This window comes from Acidimicrobiales bacterium (assembly GCA_016716005.1).
Classification (GTDB): domain Bacteria; phylum Actinomycetota; class Acidimicrobiia; order Acidimicrobiales; family JADJXE01; genus JADJXE01.
This window is the reverse complement of record JADJXE010000001.1, coordinates 761,733-779,671: the sequence shown is the minus strand read 5'-3', so window position 1 is coordinate 779,671 and position 17,939 is coordinate 761,733. Positions and strand designations below refer to the sequence as shown.

14 protein-coding genes and 1 pseudogene are annotated in these 17,939 nt (G+C 74.2%); 7 read left to right on the top strand and 8 right to left on the bottom strand.

Annotated features, from left to right (window positions below; all coding sequences use genetic code 11):
- Positions 1-37: 37 nt before the first annotated feature.
- The 3 genes from speB to IPM45_03755 all read right to left on the bottom strand — a co-directional run bounded on the left by speB (position 38) and on the right by IPM45_03755 (position 3,318).
- Positions 38-1,186 (bottom strand): agmatinase, encoded by a 1,149-nt coding sequence (gene speB / locus IPM45_03765; GenBank protein ID MBK9178686.1) that lies wholly within the window; start codon positions 1,184-1,186, stop codon positions 38-40.
- The gene (locus IPM45_03760; GenBank protein ID MBK9178685.1) at positions 1,080-2,279 is read right to left on the bottom strand and encodes a saccharopine dehydrogenase NADP-binding domain-containing protein; all 1,200 of its coding nucleotides are present in this window, start codon (positions 2,277-2,279) and stop codon (positions 1,080-1,082) included. Before IPM45_03760 ends, speB begins: the two co-directional genes overlap by 107 nt.
- Positions 2,280-2,550: 271 nt before the next feature.
- On the bottom strand, positions 2,551-3,318 hold the full coding sequence (locus IPM45_03755) for a TetR/AcrR family transcriptional regulator (protein ID MBK9178684.1): 768 nt from the start codon (positions 3,316-3,318) through the stop codon (positions 2,551-2,553).
- On the opposite strand from IPM45_03755, the gene IPM45_03750 reads away from it, so the two are divergent.
- Complete coding sequence (locus IPM45_03750; protein MBK9178683.1) at positions 3,317-4,558, top strand: acyl-CoA dehydrogenase family protein; 1,242 nt, start codon at positions 3,317-3,319, stop codon at positions 4,556-4,558. The two genes, IPM45_03755 and IPM45_03750, sit on opposite strands and share 2 nt — an antisense overlap.
- Before the next feature lie 20 nt (positions 4,559-4,578).
- On the opposite strand, the gene IPM45_03745 is transcribed toward IPM45_03750, so the two are convergent.
- On the bottom strand, positions 4,579-5,217 hold the full coding sequence (locus IPM45_03745; protein MBK9178682.1) for a nucleoside monophosphate kinase: 639 nt from the start codon (positions 5,215-5,217) through the stop codon (positions 4,579-4,581).
- 113 nt (positions 5,218-5,330) lie between these two features.
- Between IPM45_03745 and IPM45_03740 the strand changes: the two genes are divergently transcribed.
- The 5 genes from IPM45_03740 to IPM45_03720 all read left to right on the top strand — a co-directional run bounded on the left by IPM45_03740 (position 5,331) and on the right by IPM45_03720 (position 13,637).
- The gene (locus tag IPM45_03740) at positions 5,331-7,025 is read left to right on the top strand and encodes an alpha/beta-hydrolase family protein (GenBank protein MBK9178681.1); all 1,695 of its coding nucleotides are present in this window, start codon (positions 5,331-5,333) and stop codon (positions 7,023-7,025) included.
- 143 nt (positions 7,026-7,168) lie between these two features.
- Positions 7,169-7,540, top strand: coding sequence for an SRPBCC family protein (locus IPM45_03735; protein MBK9178680.1), 372 nt, complete (start codon positions 7,169-7,171; stop codon positions 7,538-7,540).
- On the top strand, positions 7,540-9,084 hold the full coding sequence (locus IPM45_03730) for a sulfatase-like hydrolase/transferase (protein MBK9178679.1): 1,545 nt from the start codon (positions 7,540-7,542) through the stop codon (positions 9,082-9,084). The genes IPM45_03735 and IPM45_03730 overlap by 1 nt, the downstream gene beginning before the upstream one ends.
- Positions 9,081-11,342, top strand: coding sequence for an arylsulfatase (locus IPM45_03725; protein MBK9178678.1), 2,262 nt, complete (start codon positions 9,081-9,083; stop codon positions 11,340-11,342). The genes IPM45_03730 and IPM45_03725 overlap by 4 nt, the downstream gene beginning before the upstream one ends.
- 21 nt (positions 11,343-11,363) lie before the next feature.
- Positions 11,364-13,637 carry a molybdopterin-dependent oxidoreductase gene (locus IPM45_03720; GenBank protein ID MBK9178677.1) on the top strand — a complete coding sequence of 758 codons (2,274 nt, stop codon included), beginning with the start codon at positions 11,364-11,366 and terminating at the stop codon, positions 13,635-13,637.
- A gap of 15 nt (positions 13,638-13,652) precedes the next feature.
- Here the strand turns inward: IPM45_03720 and IPM45_03715 are convergent, their stop codons facing one another.
- On the bottom strand, positions 13,653-13,955 hold the full coding sequence (locus tag IPM45_03715) for a hypothetical protein (GenBank protein MBK9178676.1): 303 nt from the start codon (positions 13,953-13,955) through the stop codon (positions 13,653-13,655).
- A 59-nt stretch (positions 13,956-14,014) separates the two neighbouring features.
- Between IPM45_03715 and IPM45_03710 the strand changes: the two are divergent.
- Positions 14,015-15,738, top strand: a pseudogene (locus tag IPM45_03710) (thiamine pyrophosphate-binding protein).
- Positions 15,739-15,832: 94 nt separating this feature from the next.
- Here the strand turns inward: IPM45_03710 and IPM45_03705 are convergent.
- The 3 genes from IPM45_03705 to IPM45_03695 all read right to left on the bottom strand — a co-directional run bounded on the left by IPM45_03705 (position 15,833) and on the right by IPM45_03695 (position 17,879).
- Entirely contained in the window at positions 15,833-16,207 is a 375-nt protein-coding gene (locus IPM45_03705) for a hypothetical protein (protein ID MBK9178675.1), read from the bottom strand.
- Between the two features lie 99 nt (positions 16,208-16,306).
- Complete coding sequence (locus tag IPM45_03700) at positions 16,307-16,813, bottom strand: hypothetical protein (GenBank protein MBK9178674.1); 507 nt, start codon at positions 16,811-16,813, stop codon at positions 16,307-16,309.
- A 52-nt stretch (positions 16,814-16,865) separates the two neighbouring features.
- The gene (locus IPM45_03695; GenBank protein MBK9178673.1) at positions 16,866-17,879 is read right to left on the bottom strand and encodes an acyl-CoA desaturase; all 1,014 of its coding nucleotides are present in this window, start codon (positions 17,877-17,879) and stop codon (positions 16,866-16,868) included.
- Positions 17,880-17,939 lie beyond the last annotated feature (60 nt).

Below are 17,939 nucleotides of genomic sequence, written 5' to 3'. Positions count from 1 at the left end.
GAGCCGGGGTACCGGCGCGCGCCCCCGGCCGCGAGCCTCAGGCTGCGCCGACGCGCTTCGTGTGGGCCATGGCCGCGAGCGCTTCGTAGATCACCCGGTGGGCGGCGTTCACGGTGAGGTCGGCCCAGTCGTAGGCGGGGGCCACCTCCATCACGTCGAGGGCGACCACCGGCGCGGCCAGCACCAGCCGGCGGATCGCTCGCAGCAGCTCCACCGTGGTCATGCCACCGGGTTCGGGGGTGCCGGTACCGGGCGCGAACGCCGGGTCGAGCACGTCGATGTCGACCGACACGTACAGGGCGTCGCAGTCGTCGAGCGCCTCGGCCACCGCGTCGTCGATCACGGCGTCGACGCCGCGCTCGGTGACCTCCTCCATCAGGTGCCAGCGCAGCCCCTGCTCGCGCATCCAGGCCAGCACCTCGGCGGGCGGCCAGTAGCCGCGCAGGCCGATCTGCACGAAGTTGCGTCCCCGCACCGCGCCGCTCTCGATGAGGCGCCGCATCGGGGTGCCGTGCGAGGCCAGGTTGCCCTCGATGGTGTCGGCGGTGTCGGCATGGGTGTCGAAGTGCACCATCCCGAGACGGCCGTACCCGACCACGTCGGCCACGGCGGTCGCAGCCGGCCAGGTGACGGAGTGGTCGCCGCCGACCACGATCGGTGTGATGCCCCGCCGCGCCACCTCCCGCACGCGTTCGCGGATGTTGGCGTGCGAGCGCTCCGTCTGGCCGTGGGGGCACCAGGCGTCGCCCGCGTCCACCACGTGCAGCCAGTCGAACACCTCGATGCCGAGGCCCAGGTGGTAGGTGCCGGGGTGGTAGGCGGCGGCCCGCAGGGCACGGGGCCCGAACCGGGCGCCGGGCCGGTTGGTCGTGGCCACGTCGAAGGGGGCACCCACGATCGCCACGTCCGGGCGCAGCGTGTCGAGCTCGGCCAGGTCGGCGACGAACCGGCGCTGGAAGAAGGTGCGCAGGGCGCCGATCTCGCGCTGGAGCTCGCCGGAATCGTCCTCGTGGGCCACGGGGGAACTGTAGGGCGGCGCGCCGGGCCGGAGGGTGGGCGCCGCGGGAGCGGTCGTCCGCTCAGCACGCCTCGTCGACCACGGGCGCCAGCTCGTCGGCCGACGCCGGGCTGGGCGTGCACCACGGCAGCAGGTCGGCGAGCAGCCGGCCGCCGTCGACGACGGCATCAGGAGGGTGCACGCCGGCCGGGGCCGGGTGGTCGAGCAGCTGGGCGACGGCCAGCACCGCAGGGATCGCCGTGGCGCCGTCCATCCCGGGCGGCGCGGCGGTGAGGTGGCAGCCGACCAGCCGGGGATGGCCGCCCCTCGTGCCGCGGAGCAGCGCGAAGAACGCGGGGAGCCGGCCGTGCGAGGCCGCCGTCGGGCTCGCGGCCAGGGCTCGCAGCGACCGGCCGACCGGGGGCCGCAGCACCAGCCCCGCCGCCGACTCGAGCCCCAGCCGCCCCCGGTCGAGGTCGTCGCGGATCCGGCGCAGGTACGGCACGGTCGCCCGCTTCATCAGCATCACGTTGGCGGCCCGTCCGGTGATCCCCAGCGTCGACACGAGGGTGAGCGGCTCCGGGTGGCCCACGGTGTAGGCCACCCCGTCACCCAGGCCCGGGTAGCGGAGCGGCACGGCCGCCAGCGGTGGGCGCTCCACCAGGCGGCCGTCCTCCACCACGGTGATGGATCCCGAGATCTGCTCCATCAGGTGCACGGCCGCAGCCGACACGCCGCCTCCGGCGGTGGCCCCCTCGTCCCTGGGGCTCGAGGTCTGGCCGGGCGCGGGGAGGTCGAGGGGCCAGCCGGTGAAGCAGTCGTGCACCTCATCCAGGCGAGCGGCGGCCCGCCGGGCGAGCAGGTTCGACAGGCCCGGGCTCGCGCCCATGCCGAGCACCGCCGCCACCCCGGCCTCGCGGGCCGCGCCGTCGAGCTCGAGCATGGCGCGGGTCGGATCGGGGTCGTCGCAGATGTCGACATAGGTCGTGCCGGTGGCGATGGCCGCCTGCAGCGTCGGCACACCGAGCCGGAAGAACGGCCCGGCGCAGCTGAGCACCAGGTCGGCGGGCTCGAGGAGCCGGCGCAGGGCGTCGCGGTCGAGCACGTCGACGACCGCGGTGGCGACCCGCGGGTGCGGGCCGACCAGCGAGGCGACGGTGCGGCCCAGGCCCGCGCCGTCGCGATCGGCCAGCACCAGCTCGTGGACCCCGTCGAGGCGGGCGAGGTGGCGGCCGGCGGTGGCACCCATCCCTCCGGCGGCACCCAGGCAGACGACCCTCATCCCCGCTCCTCGCCGCGGTCCGCCGCCCGGCACGCACGTACGGGAAGATCGTACGTTCGTGCGCTCGGCGCCCGTCGTCCACGTCCCCGTCGGTCCTGCCGACCCCGTTCGCCGGCGCATCCTGCTGGCCACGTGGCGGCTGATCGCCGACGAAGGGCTCGGCGGGGTCCGTCATCGCGGGGTCGCCGACCTGGCCGCCGTGCCGCTCGGCTCCACCTCGTGCCCCAGCGAGACGAGCGGGCCCGCCGGCTCGCCCCGAGGCCGGCCAGGCTCACACCGGCGCCCGGCCCGGCGCCGTGCGGGGCGGCCGCCGGGCGTCGCGCTCGTCGGCCAGCTCCACGGTCGCGGCCGAGGGCGGGGTGGCCAGGATGGCGGCGACCAGGTCGACCAGGTGGCTCACGAACAGGCGGTCGTCGGTGTGCGGGGCCGTCGCTGCTCGCCGCCCGAGCTCGGCCGCCGCGAACCGGATCGCCGTGAAGCGCCGGTGGAGGCGCATGGCGTTGGGCTCGAGCAGGGGCCCGACCAGGGCCCGCCAGCGGTGCACGCTGTCGGTGGGGTCGTCGGGCGCGGCAGGGTCGAAGCGGGGCCGGGGCCGGTTCACCAGCTCGGCGTGGATCCGCAGGTACGCCGGGCCCCCGTCGGGGTTGGCCAGCTCGGCTGCCTCGGGCTCGACCAGCGCCGCGGCGAGCTCGCGCAGCCGGGCGGGCGGGTGCGCCTCGATCCGGTCGAGCAGCTCGTGGCGCCGGGCGTCGACGGCCGGGCGGTGCGTGCCCACCACGGCCCGCACCACGTCGTCGCGGTCCTCGAAGTGGTAGTGGACGGCGGCGGTGTTCCTCGCCCCCGAGGCCCGGTTGATCTCCCGCAGGCTGACCGCGTCGATGCCACGCTCGGCGAAGAGCTGCTCGGCCGCGGCGATGAGGCGGGCCCGGGTGGTGTCGTCGGCTCGGCGGGGCGGGGCCACGTGGCGTAGGGTACGCGACGACTCAAGCACTTGCTTTACGCCTGCCCGCCCGGCAGAGAGGACCCTCAGCGTGGCCATGAACTGCAAGCCCGTCCCCACCCTCGACGAGCGCATCAACGACATCCGGATGCGCACCGCCCAGATCGTGAACGAGGACATCCTCCCCAACGAGGGCCGCCTGTGGGCCTACCGCCAGGAGGACCAGACCTGGACCGAGCGCACCGAGGTGCTGGAGCTGCGGGCCGCGATCAAGGAGAAGGTGAAGAAGGCCGGCCTGTGGGCACCGCACCTCCCCCAGGAGTACGGGGGCATGGGGCTCGACTTCCTCGCCCACGCCTACATGAACGAGGTCCTGGCCTATGCCATCGGCGCGGCGTCGCTGTTCGGTGTGGTGGCGCCCAACTCCGGCAACCAGTCGATCCTCGTGAAGTACGGGACCGAGGAGCAGAAGCAGCGCTGGCTCCTCCCCCTGATCGAGGGGACCATGGAGTCGGGCTTCTCCATGACCGAGCCCCACAACCCGGGCTCCGACCCCCGCTCGCTCGACGCCACCGCCGTGCTCGACGGCGACCACTGGGTGATCAACGGCCACAAGTGGTTCACGTCGAACGGCATCGACGCCGACGTCTTCATCGTGATGGCCCGTGCCACCGACCCGGCCAGCGAGCAGCCCGGCCAGATGGCGCAGTTCATCGTGCCCACCAGCACGGCCGGGGTGAACATCGTCCGGGGCATCGGCGTGTGGGGGCGGCGCGAGTCGGATCACTGCGAGGTGATCTACGAGAACGTCCGCGTCCCGGTCGAGAACATCCTCGGGCGGGTCGGCGAGGGCCACCAGGCCGCGCAGGATCGCCTCGGCGCCGGCCGCATCTACCACTGCATGAACTCGGTCGGTCAGATGTGGCGGGCGTTCGACCTGATGGTCGAGCGGGCCCAGAGCCGGCAGGTGCACGGCGGGCTGCTCGCCGACAAGCAGTTCGTCCAGGGCTTCATCGCCGACAGCTACATCGACATCCAGTCGGCCCGTCTCATGACCATCCACGCCGCCGAGAAGATCGACCAGGGGCTGCAGGCGGCCCGCACCGACATCTCGGCCATCAAGGTGTACGTGCCCGCGGCCTACTCCCGCGTGGTCGACCGGGCGATCCAGGTGTGGGGCGCGGCCGGCGTGTCCAACGACCTGCCGCTCGCCGGCATGTACATGGGCGCTCGCACCCTGCGGATCGCCGACGGGCCCGACGAGGTGCACAGGATCCTGATCGCCAAGAACGTGCTCGGCGCCTACGCCAAGGGCGACGGCTGGGACTTCGGCAACTGACCCCGGTCCGGGCCTGGGCGTCAGCCGGCCAGGCGGAGGGCGGCGCGGATGCCGGCCTGCACCTCGTCGATCGAGCGCGAGGCGTCGACGCGGGCCACGAACTCCTTGCGCTCGAACAGCTCGATGATCGGGCGGGTCTTGTCGTGGTACGTCCGCAGCCGGGCGGTCAGCGCCTCGCCCGTGTCGTCCTCGCGGGGCTCGAGGCGCCCGCCGCACACGTCGCACACGTCGGCGACCTTCGGGCGGTGGGCGATGAGGTTGTAGTCGACGCCGCATCGGGAGCAGAGGCGGCGAGCCAGCACCCGGCGGACGACCTCGTCGTCGTCGAGCTCGAGGAGGATCACGGCATCGAGGTCCCAGCTCTCGAGGAAGAACTCGGCCTGCCGGGCGTTGCGGGGGAAGCCGTCGACCACGAAGCCGTGGTTCCAGTCGTGCATGGCCAGCCGCTCCCGGACCACCGACTCGACGAGCTCGTCGCCCACCAGGTCGCCGGCGGCCATGATCCGGCGGACCTGGGCCCCCAGCTTGGTGTGGTGCTGCACGTTCCAGCGGAAGATGTCGCCCACGCTGATGTGCTCGAGGTCGAACGCGTCGGCCAGCAGCTTCGCCTGGGTGCCCTTGCCGCTGCCCTGGATGCCCATGATCACGTACTTGTGCACCGCCCACCTTCGCGCGGCGGGCGGGCGCGGCCGGTGACCCCCTGGTTGAAGGCGCTGGCGGCGCACGGCATGCTTCGGGCAGCTTGGGGGTCGGGTTGGACGAGTCGGGATCGATGACGGCGGCCGGAGACGTGCCGGAACACCGGCTCCGGCGCGCCCTGGTGGCCGGGCCCGACCTGATCGGCGCGGCCGCCGCGCTGCTGTTCTGGTTCGCCTCTCTCCGCCCCACGCTGCTCCCGCGGTCGTGGGTGTCGCAGGCCGCCGTCAGCGCCATCTCCCTCATGATCGGCTACGGCGTGGGCGTGCTGCTGGCGGTGCTGGGCCGGGCCGCGGCCCGATGGTCGGGGTCGGGGGGGCCGGGAGCGGGCACCGTGCGCCGCGCCTGGCAGGTGCTCGCGGCGGTCGCCGCGGCCGTGGTGGTGGTCGGCGTGGTCGTGTGGCAGATCTCGCAGGGCGACCAGCGCGACCTGGTGAGCCTGCCGCACCTGTCCCCGCTGCTGGTGCTCCCGATGCTGGTGCTCACGGCCGTGCTCTCGGGCGTCCTGCTCGCCGTCGCTCGGGTGATCGGCTTCGCGGTGAAGGGCCTCGACCGGCGGCTGGCCACCTCCGTCAACCGGGTGCTGGCCCTGGTGCTCACGGTGATCGTCGTGGTCGCGATCACCGTGACGCTCAGCAACGACGTGGTGGCCAAGCGCCTCATCGAGTTCGCCAACGACCGGTTCGGCACCCTCGACACCACCACCGCCGAGGGCGTCGAGCAGCCCACCAGCCCGCTGGTGTCCGGCAGCCCCGACTCGCTGGCGGCATGGGACACGCTGGGTCTGCAGGGTCGCAGCTTCGTGGCCGGGGCCACGAGCGTGGCCGACCTCGAGGCCTTCCACGGGCCGCAGGCGCGGGTGGACGAGCCGATCAGGGTCTATGCCGGGCTCCGCACCGCCGACACGCCCGAGGAGCGGGCCGACGTCGTCGTGCAGGAGCTGGAGCGAACCGGCGCCTTCGACCGCGAGGTGCTGTGCGTCGTCACCGTCACCGGCACCGGTTGGGTGAACCCCGTCGCGGCCAGCGCCCTCGAGTACCTGCACGCCGGCGACACCGCGATGGCCGCCATGCAGTACTCCTACCTGCCGAGCTGGATCTCGTTCCTCGTCGACAAGGACAAGGCGTCGGAGGCCGGCGTGGCCCTCATCGACGCCGTGCAGGAGCGGTGGGTGCAGCTGCCCGAGGCGTCCCGTCCCCGGCTGGTCCTGTACGGCGAGAGCCTGGGCTCGTTCGGCGCCGAGGCGGCCTTCGTCGGCCCCGATGCGGCCACCTCGGTGGCGGCCATGACCGCCGACGCCGTCGGGGTGCTCCTCGTCGGCCCCACGAACGGCAACGAGGTGTGGCGCCAGCTGGAGGCGGCCCGAGAGGCCGGCACCCCTTCCTGGCTGCCGGTGTTCGACGGCGGGCGAACGGTGCGGTTCATGAACCGGGCGAGCGACCTGCCGGACGCCCCGTGGAGCGGCCCGCGGGTGCTGTACATGCAGCACCCGTCCGACCCGGTGACGTGGTGGAACTGGGAGACGCTCTGGCGGCCGCAGCCGTGGAGCCACACGCCCACGGGCTTCGACGTGCCCGAGGACGTGGGCTGGTTCCCCGGCGTCACCTTCGTGCAGGTGGTCGCCGACCTCATCGCCGGCTTCAGCACCTCGCCTGGCCACGGGCACAACTACAACGACAGCTTCGTGACCGGCTGGTCAGCGGTCGCGCCGGCCGACGGCTGGACGGATTCCGACGGGGCCCGCCTGCAGGAGATCCTCGACCAGCTCTAGGGCACGGGGGCTCGCCAACTATGGACATGTTGACTGTCAGTACTTATGGTGAGGGGCCGATGGACGTCCTGCGAACCCCAGACGAGCGCTTCGAGCCGGCGGGCGAGGGGCGCTGAGGCGCGGTGGCCACCACCAGGAGCTCCGTGCGCATCGCCCGCTCGGCCGACGACGTGTGGGCGCTGGTGGGCGACGCCGCCGCGCTGGCAGGCTGGTTCCCCGGCATCACCTGGTCGACGGTCGACGGCGACGTCCGCCGGATCGGTCTGGCGTCGGGCCTCGAGCTGGTCGAGCAGATCGTCACGTGCGACCCGGAGCTGCGCCGGTTCCAGTACCGGATCACCGGCGGCGTGCCCGTCAGCCGGCACCTCGCCACCGTCGACGTCTTCGAGCTCGGGCCGGCCGACTCGCTCGTGGCCTACTCGACGGAGGTGGAGCCGGCGCCGCTGGTGCTGGTGCTCGGCGCGGCCGTCGCCGCCGCCCTCGCCAACCTCGAGACGATGCTGGAGACCGGGTGATGGGCCGCAAGATCCTGTTCGTGACCACCGACCAGCAGCGCTACGACAGCCTCGGCTGCAACGGCGGCACCGTGGCCCGCACCCCGGTCGTCGACCGCCTCGCGGCCCAGGGGATCGTCTACGACCGGGCCCACCCGGCCAGCGTCGTGTGCATGCCCTCGCGCGCCACCATGGTGACGGGGCAGGGGGTCAGCGCCCACGGCGTGTGGATGAACGGCGTCGCCCTGCCGCCCGACGCGCCCAGCGTCGCAACGGTGCTCCACGGCGCCGGCTACCGCACCGCCCTCATCGGCAAGTCGCACTTCGAGCCCTACTTCGACCCGTTCCTGCGGTTCCCCGAGAACCGACTGGCCCGCGACGGCGAGTTCGGCCCCCACCGCGGCTTCGACCACATGGAGCTGGCTGCCCACGGGGCCGTCGGGTTCACGCACTACGCCCGCTGGATGCAGTCGCTGCACGCGGAGCACGTGGGCGACTACTACCCCGTCATCAACGTCGGCCTGCAGGTCAACGAGATGGGCGGCGGCGACACCGGCGCCCCGCAGGTGAAGGTCAACCCCATCCCTCGGGACCTGTACCACACCGACTGGGTCGCCGAGCGGGCGCTGGCCTGGCTCGACTCGCTCCCCGACGACGCCGACTGGTTCTGCTGGGTGTCGTTCCCCGACCCCCACCACCCCTGGGACCCGCCCGCCTCCGAGCGTCACCGGGTGGGCTGGCGCGACCTCGACCTGCCGGCCGGCTACCCGCCCACGGCCGCCGAGCGCGAGCGGATCCTGTCGGCCAAGCCCCGCCACTGGATGGCCTGGTACGAGGGCCGGGTGGTGTCCAACTACGAGGCGCCCGAGGCGTGGGTGCCGGCCACGCTCACCCCCGACCAGGTGCGCGAGGTGAACGCCGCCGTCCACGTGGAGGTCGAGCTCCTCGACGAGGCGCTCGGGCGCATCCTCGGGTGCGTCGAGCAGCGGGGGTGGGGGGAGGACACCGACGTGATCGTCACCACCGACCACGGCGAGCTGCAGGGCGACTTCGGCCTGCTGTTCAAGGGCCCCTACCACGTCGACGGGCTGCTGCGGCTCCCGCTGGTCTGGCGGCCAGCGCCCTCGGCCGGCCCGGTGCCGGCCCGGGTGGCGGCGCCGGTGGGCCTCGTCGACCTGGCCCCGACGTTCTGCGCGGTGGCCGGCGTCGAGGTGCCCGGGTGGATGCAGGGGCGGCCCCTGCCGGTGTCGGAGGACGATGCCGCCGCCCAGCGGCGCGAGCAGGTGCTCACCGAGTGGGACAGCGTGCACCCCGCAGGCCACCGGGTCCACGCCCGCACGCTCTACCGGGAGGGGCTCCTGGCGACCACGTACCTGCCGGGCACCCTGCACGACGGCTCCGAGGGCGAGCTGTACGACCTCGACGACGACCCGCAGCAGCACGTGAACCGCTGGGACGACCCGGGGTGCCGGGCCCGGCGCGACGAGCTGGTGGCCGAGGCGCTCCGCCTCGCGCCGCCCCTGCCGCCCCTCGGGCGGCGCCGACCGCTGGAGGCACCCGTATGAGCCAGGACCGGGCCGAGGCCTTCGGCGGCACGATCGGCCGGACCCACCTCGAGTCGACGCCGTGGTGGCCGTCGCCGCCCCGGCCTCCGGGCGGCGCCCCGAACGTGCTGGTGGTGGTGCTCGACGACACGGGCTTCGGGCACCTCGGCTGCTACGGCTCCACCATCGACACGCCCACCATGGACCGGCTGGCCGCCGGCGGCCTGCGGTACACGGGCTTCCACACCACCGCCCTGTGCTCGCCGTCGCGCGCCTGCCTGCTGACCGGGCGCAACCACCACGCGGTGGGCATGCGGTCGGTGTCCAACTTCGACACCGGCTTCCCCCACATGCGCGGGGCGATCAGCCGCGACGCGGCCACCGTCGCCGAGCTGCTCGAGCCCTACGGCTACGCCACCTACGCGGTGGGGAAGTGGCACCTGGCGCCCATGATCGAGTGCTCGGCGGCCGGCCCGCACGACAACTGGCCCCTCGCCCGGGGCTTCGACCGCTTCTACGGGTTCCTGCAGGGCGAGACCGACCAGTTCCACCCCGAGCTCACCATCGACAACCACCACGTCGACCCGCCGGCCGGCCCCGACGACGGGTACCACCTCACCGAGGACCTGGTCGACCAGGCCATCGGCATGGTCCGCGACCTGCGGTCGGTGCGCGCCGACCGGCCCTGGCTGATGTACCTGTCCTTCGGCGCCACCCACGCCCCGCACCAGGCGCCCCCGGAGTACCTGGCCAAGTACCGGGGCCGCTTCGACGCCGGCTGGGACGTGGTGCGCGAGGAGTGGTTCGAGCGCCAGCAGGCCCTGGGCGTGGTCCCCGAGGGCACCGGCCTGGCGCCCCGCAACCCGGGGGTGCCGGCCTGGGACGACCTCACCCCAGCGCAGCAGCGCTTCGCGGCGCGGCTGCAGGAGGCCTTCGCCGCCTTCCTCGACCACACCGACCACCACCTCGGCCGGCTCGTCGACTTCCTCGCGGACATCGGCGAGCTCGACGACACCCTCGTGGTCCTCGTGTCCGACAACGGGGCCAGCCAGGAGGGCGGGCCCTACGGCGTGATGGACGAGTTCAGCTTCTTCAACCTGGTGGGCGAGGACATCGAGGCGATCGTCCGCGACCAGCTCGACGAGATCGGCGGGCCCCGCAGCCACTCGAACTACCCGTGGGGCTGGGCCCAGGCCGGCAACACGCCGCTCCGCTGGTACAAGCAGAACACCCACGGGGGCGGGGTGCGCGACCCTCTGATCGTGCACTGGCCCGCCCGCATCCACGACGGGGGCGGCATCCGGACGCAGTTCCACCACATCGTCGACATCGTCCCCACGATCCTCGAGGTGACGGGCATCGACGCGCCGGAGACGGTGGGCGGCCATCCCCAGCAGCCGATCCACGGCGTGAGCCTGGCCTACACCTGGGACGAGCCGGACGCGCCCAGCCGCAAGGGCGTGCAGTACTTCGAGCAGCTCGGGCACCGGGGCATCTGGCTCGACGGCTGGAAGGCGGTGACCCGCCACATGGCGGGCACGCCCTACGAGGACGACGCCTGGGAGCTCTACCACCTCGACGAGGACTTCTCGGAGCTGCACGACCTGGCCGCCGAGCGTCCCGACAAGCTCCGCGAGCTGGTGGACGCCTGGTGGGTCGAGGCGGGCCGCAACGGCGTGCTCCCCCTCGACGACCGCACCATCGAGCTGTTCGCCGGCCCACCCCGCCCGGGCACGCCGCACGTGTCCGGGCGCTACCGGTACCTGCCCCCGCTGTCGCACCTGCCGGCCGACGTGGCCCCCCGCCTCGGCGGCCGGTCGTGGCGGCTCGACGTGCGGCTGGAGCGGGCGGCCGGTGACGACGGCGTGCTCGTGGCGCACGGCAGCCACGGGGTGGGCTACGTGCTCTACGTGGCCGACGGCGCGGCCCGGTTCGAGTACAACGCGCTCGGCATCCGGACGAAGGTGGCGGCGCCCGCGATGCTGCCCGAGGGAGAGGCGGTCGTGTCGGTCCGGGTCGTGAGGGAAGAGAGCGCGGCCACGCTGGAGCTGATCGTCGACGGCGCCGTGGTGGCGTCGGCGTCGACGCCCCGCGTCGTGCGGATGCTCGGATCGGGCGGCCTCGACATCGGCCGCAACGGCCGGTCGCCCATCAGCGACGACTACGACGCCCCGTTCGCGTTCACCGGGCTGATCCGCGAGGTCGTCTACGAGATGTGGGGCCGCGACGGTCCGACCCAGGCGGCGGTCGAGCTGCGGGCCGAGATGGCCGGCGAGTAGGCGACCCGGGGGAGCGTTCCGATGGCGACGGACGACACCGGTTGGCGGCAGAGCGCGTGCATCCTCTGCGAGTGCAACTGCGGGATCGAGGTGCGCCTCGGTGGGCCCGACGGCCGCCGCTTCGAGCGCATCCGGGGTGACAAGGCCCACCCGGCCTCGGCCGGCTACACCTGCGAGAAGGCCCTCCGGCTCGATCACTACCAGAACGCGAGGGGCCGCCCGACGAGCCCGCTGCGGCGGCGGCCCGACGGCTCGTTCGAGGAGATCGGCTGGGACGCGGCCATCACCGAGATCGCCCAGCGGTTCCTCGAGATCCGCGACGCCCACGGCGGGGAGACGATCTTCTACTACGGCGGCGGCGGGCAGGGGAACCACCTCGGAGGCGCCTACAGCGGGGCCACCCTGCGGGCCCTCGGGGGCCGGTACCGCTCCAACGCCCTTGCCCAGGAGAAGACCGGCGAGTTCTGGGTGAACGCCCGCATGCTCGGCACCGGCGTGCGGGCCGACGTCGAGGGCTGCGAGGTGGCCCTGTTCGTGGGCAAGAACCCCTGGCAGACCCACGGGTTCCCGCACGCCCGCACCACCCTGAAGGAGATCGCTCGCGACCCCGGGCGCTGCCTGATCGTCGTCGACCCCCGGCGCAGCGAGACGGCCGAGCTGGCCGACGTGCACCTCCAGCTCCGGCCGGGTACCGACGCCTGGCTGATGGCCGCCCTCGGCGCCGTGCTGGTCGGGGAGGGGCTTGTCGACACGGCCTGGCTCGCCGAGCACGCCGACGGCGCCGACGAGGTGCTCGATGCGCTCGGCCGGGTGCCGGTGGCCGACTGCTGCGCCCGCTGCGGCCTCGACGAGGCCGAGGTGCGGGCCACCGCCCGCCGGATCGCCGCCGCGGCCGGCGTGGCCGTGCTCGAGGACCTGGGCGTGCAGATGAACCGGCACTCCACCTTGGTGAGCTACCTCGAGAAGCTGGTGTGGCTCCTGACCGGGAACCTCGCCCGCCCCGGCGCCCAGTACGCGCCGTCGAGCCTCGTGGCACTGGGCCGCGACTCGGGCGACGAGGCGGCGCGGCCCCGCAGCCCCGTCGCCGGCGCGCCGATCATCTCCGGCCTGGTCCCCTGCAACGTGATCGCCGACGAGATCCTCACCGATCACCCGGCGCGCTACCGGGCGATGCTCGTCGAGAGCGCCAACCCGGCGCACTCGCTGGCCGACTCGCGCCGGATGCGCGAGGCGCTCGCTGCTCTCGAGCTGGTCGTGGTGATCGACGTGGCCATGACCGAGACGGCCCGCCTCGCCCACTACGTGCTGCCGGTACCGACGCAGTACGAGAAGTGGGAGGCCACGTTCTTCAACTTCGACTTCCCCCGCAACGTCTTCCACCTGCGCCGGCCGCTGCTGGAGCCGCCCCCGGGCGTGCTGGCCGAGCCCGAGATCCACGCCCGGCTGGTGGAGGCCCTCGGCGCCCTCGGCGAGGACCGTGTGGCCCCGCTCCGCGAGGCGGCCGGCCGGGGCCGGGCCGCCTTCGCCGACGCCTTCTTCGCGGCCACGACGGCCGACCCGGAGCTCGGCCGGCTGGCACCCGTCGTGCTGTACCGCACCCTCGGGCCGACCCTGCCGGACGGCGCCGCCGCGGCCGCCGTCCTGTGGGGCGCGGCCCACCGCTGCGTCCTCGCCAACCCGGAGGGCACCCGGCGGGCGGGCTTCGACGGCGAGGGGCTCGAGGCCGGTGAGCGCCTGTTCGAGGCCATCCTCACCAGCCCGTCGGGCGTGGTGATCACCGACGACGAGCCCGACGCGACCTGGCGCCGGGTCCGGACGGCCGACGGGAAGGTCCAGCTGTGCCTGCCGGAGCTGCTCGACGAGCTGCGCGGGCTGGCGGTGGAGCCTCCGCCCGCTCCTGACCCCGAGTGGCCCCTGGTGCTCTCGGCCGGCGAGCGGCGCTCGTTCACGGCCAACACGATCATGCGCGACCCGGCGTGGCGGAAGCGCGACCCGGGCGGCGCGCTCAGGGTCAGTCCGGCCGACGCGGCGCGCCTCGGGCTCACCGACGGCGGGCGGGCCCGGGTGAGCACCCGCCGGGGAGCCCTCGAGGTGCTGGTGGAGGTGAGCGACACCATGCAGCCCGGGCACGTGTCGCTCCCCAACGGGATGGGCCTCGACCACCCGGGCGACGACGGATCGCTGGTGCCGAACGGCGCCGCACCCAACGAGCTCACCGCCAGCGAGGACCGCGACCCGTGGGCGGGGACACCGTGGCACAAGCACGTCCCGGCCCGGGTCGAGGCGCTCGCCTGACGGTCGACCCCCCGATCAGGTGCCGAGGCCCGGTGCCCCCAGCGTGAGCGAGGTCATCGACAGCGAGCCGTAGGCGTACCCGTCGACCAGCACCTCGGGCGGCTCGCCGGCGGCCTCGGCCAGGCCGGCCCGGTAGAGCAGCGGCAGCAGGCGCTCGGACGTGGGCGCGGCGAGGGCGTGGTCGGGATCGCGGTCGAGCGAGAGGAGCGCCTCCCACTCGCCCCCGAGCAGGAGCCGCCGCACCCGCTCGTCGAAGCGCACCGCCCAGTCGAAGCCGGCGTCGGGTCTGCCCCGGTCGAGCCGGTGCAGGTTGTGCATCGGTGTCAGGCTGGGGGGGCGGGCTCCCGGTGGGCGGGCGCCGCCGACGGGGGTGGCCGATGGCGCAGGTCGACGGCGGCGAGCTGCTCGCCCGATCGCTGGCGGACGCAGGGGTGACGGTGGCGTTCGCGCTCCACGGGGGCCACCTCGACGCCTTCTTCCAGGGGTGCCGGCGCCACGGCATCCGCCTGGTCGACACCCGCCACGAGGCCGCGGCCGGCCACGCGGCCGAGGGCTACGCGCGGTCGACCGGTGGGCTGGGGGTGGCCGTGGTCACCTCCGGCCCGGGGTTCGCCAACGGCTTCGCGGCGCTGGCCAACGCCTCGGCCGACCGGGTGCCGCTCCTCATGATCACCAGCTCGCCTCCGCTGGGGGAGGCCGAGACCAACGAGCTGCAGGGCGGCCTCGACCAGGCGGCGGTGGCCCGGCCCGTCACCCGGTGGGCGCACCGGGTGACGACGACGTCGCGCATCCCCGACCTGGTGGCCCTGGCCGCCAGGAAGGCGCGGGCGGCGCCGTCGGGGCCGGTGCTGCTCGACGTGCCGGTCGACGTGCTGTTCAGGCCCGTCGACGCGGCGGCGCTGGCCGCTCCCGGCTCGCTGGCGCTGGGCGAGCCGCCGGCGCCCTCGCCCGACGCCACCCGCCAGGCGCTCGCCCTGCTGCGGGCGGCCGAGCGGCCGGCGATCGTCGCCGGCGGAGGGGCGCGGTCGTCGGGGTGCGCCGACGCGCTGGCTCGCTTCGCCGAGCGCACCGGCATCCCGGTGTTCGCCAACAGCCGCGGGTACGGGCTGCTCGCGGCCGATCACCCGCTCAACGCCCACGGCAGCACGGGGCTCGCCGCGCTGGCGCACTTGGCCGGGGGGCGCCGGACGTGGTGCTGCTGCTCGGCGCCCGGCTCGGCCTGTTCACGGGCGGGCGCAGCGGGATGATGATCCCCCCGGCCACCCGGATCGTGCAGGTCGACCTGGACGCGGCCGAGATCGGGCGGCTGGGGCCGGTCGGGGTGCCCGTGGTGGCCGACTGCCGCCAGGCGCTGGAGGCGCTGCTGGCCGCCGACGCCGAGCCGTGGCCCGACTGGTCGGCCTGGGCCGCCCAGGCGGTGGCCGTGCACCGCATGGGCGAGGTGCTCTTCGGTGGGGAGTCGGCCGACGTCGGCGGCCGGCTCCACCCGTACCACGCCGTGCGGGAGGTGCTGCGCGCCGTGGAGCCGGGCTCGATCCTGGTGCTCGACGGCGGCGAGGCCGCCGCCTGGGCCGAGCTCTCGATGCACGAGGCCCGACCGTCGCAGGTGCTCGGACTCGGGTACCTGGGGTACCTCGGTGTGGGCCAGGGCACCGCCATCGGCGCGCAGGTCGCCCACCCCGGTCGCCCGGTCGTGCAGATCACCGGCGACGGGGCCATCGGGTTCCACGTGCAGGAGTTCGACACCATGGTGCGCCACGGACTCCCCATCGTCACCGTCGTGGTGAACAACGCCTGCTGGGGCATGTCGGTCCACGGACAGGACGCCATGTTCGGTGCCGAGGGCGAGGTGATCAGCCGGCTGGCCGACACCCGCTACGACCGGGTGGCGGCCGGCTTCGGTGCCCACGGCGAGCGGGTCACCTCCCCCGAGGAGGTCGGCTCCGCCGTCGAGCGGGCCCTCGCCGCCGGCGGGCCCGCCTGCATCGACCTGGCCGTGTCGGCGGACGTGGTCCACCCGGTCACGGTGGCGCTGCTGGGCGACCTGGCCGCGACCGACCAGATCGTCGTGCCCTACTACCAGAACCTCCCGCGGGCGTAGCCGGTGCGTTCGGGTTCTCCGGCCGATCGACCACCGTGGCGGTGGTGAACCGGTCGGAGAACGCGTGGCTGCGGGCCGTCCGGGACGCAGGGGATCAGGCGTCGAAGCCGACGCAGGCCCGGCAGGCGGCGTCGACGCCCACCCGCTCCTCGGCCAGCCGCTGGTCGTCGGCGCGCTCGTACTGGGGCGTGTCGCGTCGCTCGCCGCGCGCGTCGGCGCCGAGCGGGGTCGCGCGACCGGGCGCGGCCGCCCCCCCGCCGGCCACCGCGCTGGCACCCAGCAGGGGGTTCGCCCGCCAGTCGTCGTCGCCCCACGAGACGCCCAGGTCGACGATCGAGCCCGGACCGTCGAGCGACCCGAAGCAGCGGAGCGCGGCGCCCACGATCGCCCGCTGCTGCGGCCGGTCGTGGGGACGGCCGGTGGTGTGGCCGAGGGGGAGGTCGACGAAGGCCGCCCGGGGCGGCCGCACCGCAGCCGTGATCGACCACGCGCTGGTGAGCGACAGCGTCGGGATCCCCGCTGCTTCGACCTCTCGTGCGATCAGACCGACCGACTGGTGGCAGACGGGTCAGACGGGCACGAGGAGCACGACGTCGACGCCCGCGCCCAGCAGCCGGTCGCGCAGCTCCGGTGCCAGCTCCTCCCGGACCCGCCGCGACGAGTAGATGCCGCCCATGAACGTGTAGGCCTCGGGGGCGAGCGCGCCGATCTCGCCGTCGGCGGCCAGATCTCGCAGCGTGTCGATCGGGAACACGACGTTGATGTCGCTGCGGGCGTCGCGCAGGTCGTAGGCGAAGTGGGTGGCCCGCAGCTCGGCGGTGGGGGTGTCGGTCGCGATCACCCGGTACGAGGTGTCGTCGCGGTGGTGGAAGGCGATCTGGCCTGCCCGGTAGATCCCGCCCGACGCCACCAGGCCCACGGTGCAGGCGTCGAGGGGCTTGGTGACGGGCGCCCACGGCGGCGGGTCGGCGCTCTCGACCCACCGGTAGGGCGGGTAGCCGAGGGCGTCGTACGACGCGCGGGTGACGGCCACGTAGTCGACCGCCCGGGGCGGCGGGGTGCCGGCCGAGGTCACGCCGGCACCGTAGACCGGTGGCGACGACGACGGGCGCGGTCGGCCGCCGACGTCAGCTCGCCAGGCGCTCGGGCACGGCCACGCGACGGGCGAGGCTCTGGGTCTGGTCGGCGGTGTGGTCGAGCAGGCTGAGCACGTCGTCGGCGCCGCCCGACGCGGGGTGGGTGGCGACGACGGCTGCGGCCTGCGAGAGGTGGTACCGCACGAGCCCCACGTCGAGGTTGCCGTCGCGGATCCGCCGGGCCTCGAAGGCCGAGCGGGGGAGCGGCTTCAGGTCGCGGACGATCCCGACCCAGCTGAGCACCTTCAGCACGTAGAACGTCACGTCGACCTCGTACCAGCGGAAGCCCTGGCGGGCGCACGCCGGGTAGTGGTGGTGGTTGTTGTGCCAGCCCTCGCCGAGGGTGACGAGCGCGACCACCGGGTTGTTGCGGCTCGAGTCGCGGGTGGCGTAGCGGCGTCGCCCCACGATGTGGGCGAAGGAGTTCACCGAGAAGGTGGCGTGCCACAGCACCACGGTGGACAGGAAGAACCCGACCACCAGGCCGCTCCACCCGCCGATGAGGAAGCAGGCGATCCCGAGCGACCAGGGCCCGATCCAGTCGTGCCGGTTGAGGAACCGCAGCTCGGGGAACCGGGAGAAGTCGGCGATGGACTCGTAGTCGGTCGCGCCGTACCGGCCGCTCGTGATCCATCCGACGTGGCTCCACCAGAAGCCCCGCTGCGGGGAGTGCGGGTCGCGGTCGGTGTCGGCGTAGCGGTGGTGGTCACGGTGGTGCGACGCCCACCACAGCGGACCCTTCTGCACGGCCGTGAGGCCGCCGAAGGCGAGGAGGAGCTGGGGCACCCGGGCCAGCCGGTACGCCCGGTGGGCGAAGTAGCGGTGGTAGCCGCCCGTGATGCACAGCACCCGGACCAGGTACAGCACGACGCCCAGCACCACGGCGGTGGCCGTGATCCCCGTGAAGACGACCGCCAGCGGGATCAGGTTCATGAGGAGGAACGGGGCGGACGTCCGCCAGCTCGTGGGCGAGTAGGCCGGCGGCTCGGACCCGGGCAAGACCATCGACGCAACCTCCCTACCTACCGGTCGGTAGGGACCGTACCACCACCTCGGTGGCCCCCC

What these genes read in the sequence shown, in the direction of transcription:
- IPM45_03760 (MBK9178685.1), bottom strand. Translation starts at nt 2,279, where the DNA reads ATGAGGGTCGTCTGCCTGGGTGCCGCCGGAGGGATGGGTGCCACCGCC.
- IPM45_03725 (MBK9178678.1), top strand. Translation starts at nt 9,081, where the DNA reads ATGAGCCAGGACCGGGCCGAGGCCTTCGGCGGCACGATCGGCCGGACC.
- IPM45_03730 (MBK9178679.1), top strand. Translation starts at nt 7,540, where the DNA reads ATGGGCCGCAAGATCCTGTTCGTGACCACCGACCAGCAGCGCTACGAC.
- IPM45_03695 (MBK9178673.1), bottom strand. Translation starts at nt 17,879, where the DNA reads ATGGTCTTGCCCGGGTCCGAGCCGCCGGCCTACTCGCCCACGAGCTGG.
- IPM45_03715 (MBK9178676.1), bottom strand. Translation starts at nt 13,955, where the DNA reads ATGCACAACCTGCACCGGCTCGACCGGGGCAGACCCGACGCCGGCTTC.
- IPM45_03740 (MBK9178681.1), top strand. Translation starts at nt 5,331, where the DNA reads ATGACGGCGGCCGGAGACGTGCCGGAACACCGGCTCCGGCGCGCCCTG.
- IPM45_03750 (MBK9178683.1), top strand. Translation starts at nt 3,317, where the DNA reads ATGAACTGCAAGCCCGTCCCCACCCTCGACGAGCGCATCAACGACATC.
- IPM45_03720 (MBK9178677.1), top strand. Translation starts at nt 11,364, where the DNA reads ATGGCGACGGACGACACCGGTTGGCGGCAGAGCGCGTGCATCCTCTGC.
- IPM45_03755 (MBK9178684.1), bottom strand. Translation starts at nt 3,318, where the DNA reads ATGGCCACGCTGAGGGTCCTCTCTGCCGGGCGGGCAGGCGTAAAGCAA.
- speB (MBK9178686.1), bottom strand. Translation starts at nt 1,186, where the DNA reads ATGCCGTCGTCGACGGCGGCCGGCTGCTCGCCGACCTGCTGCCGTGGT.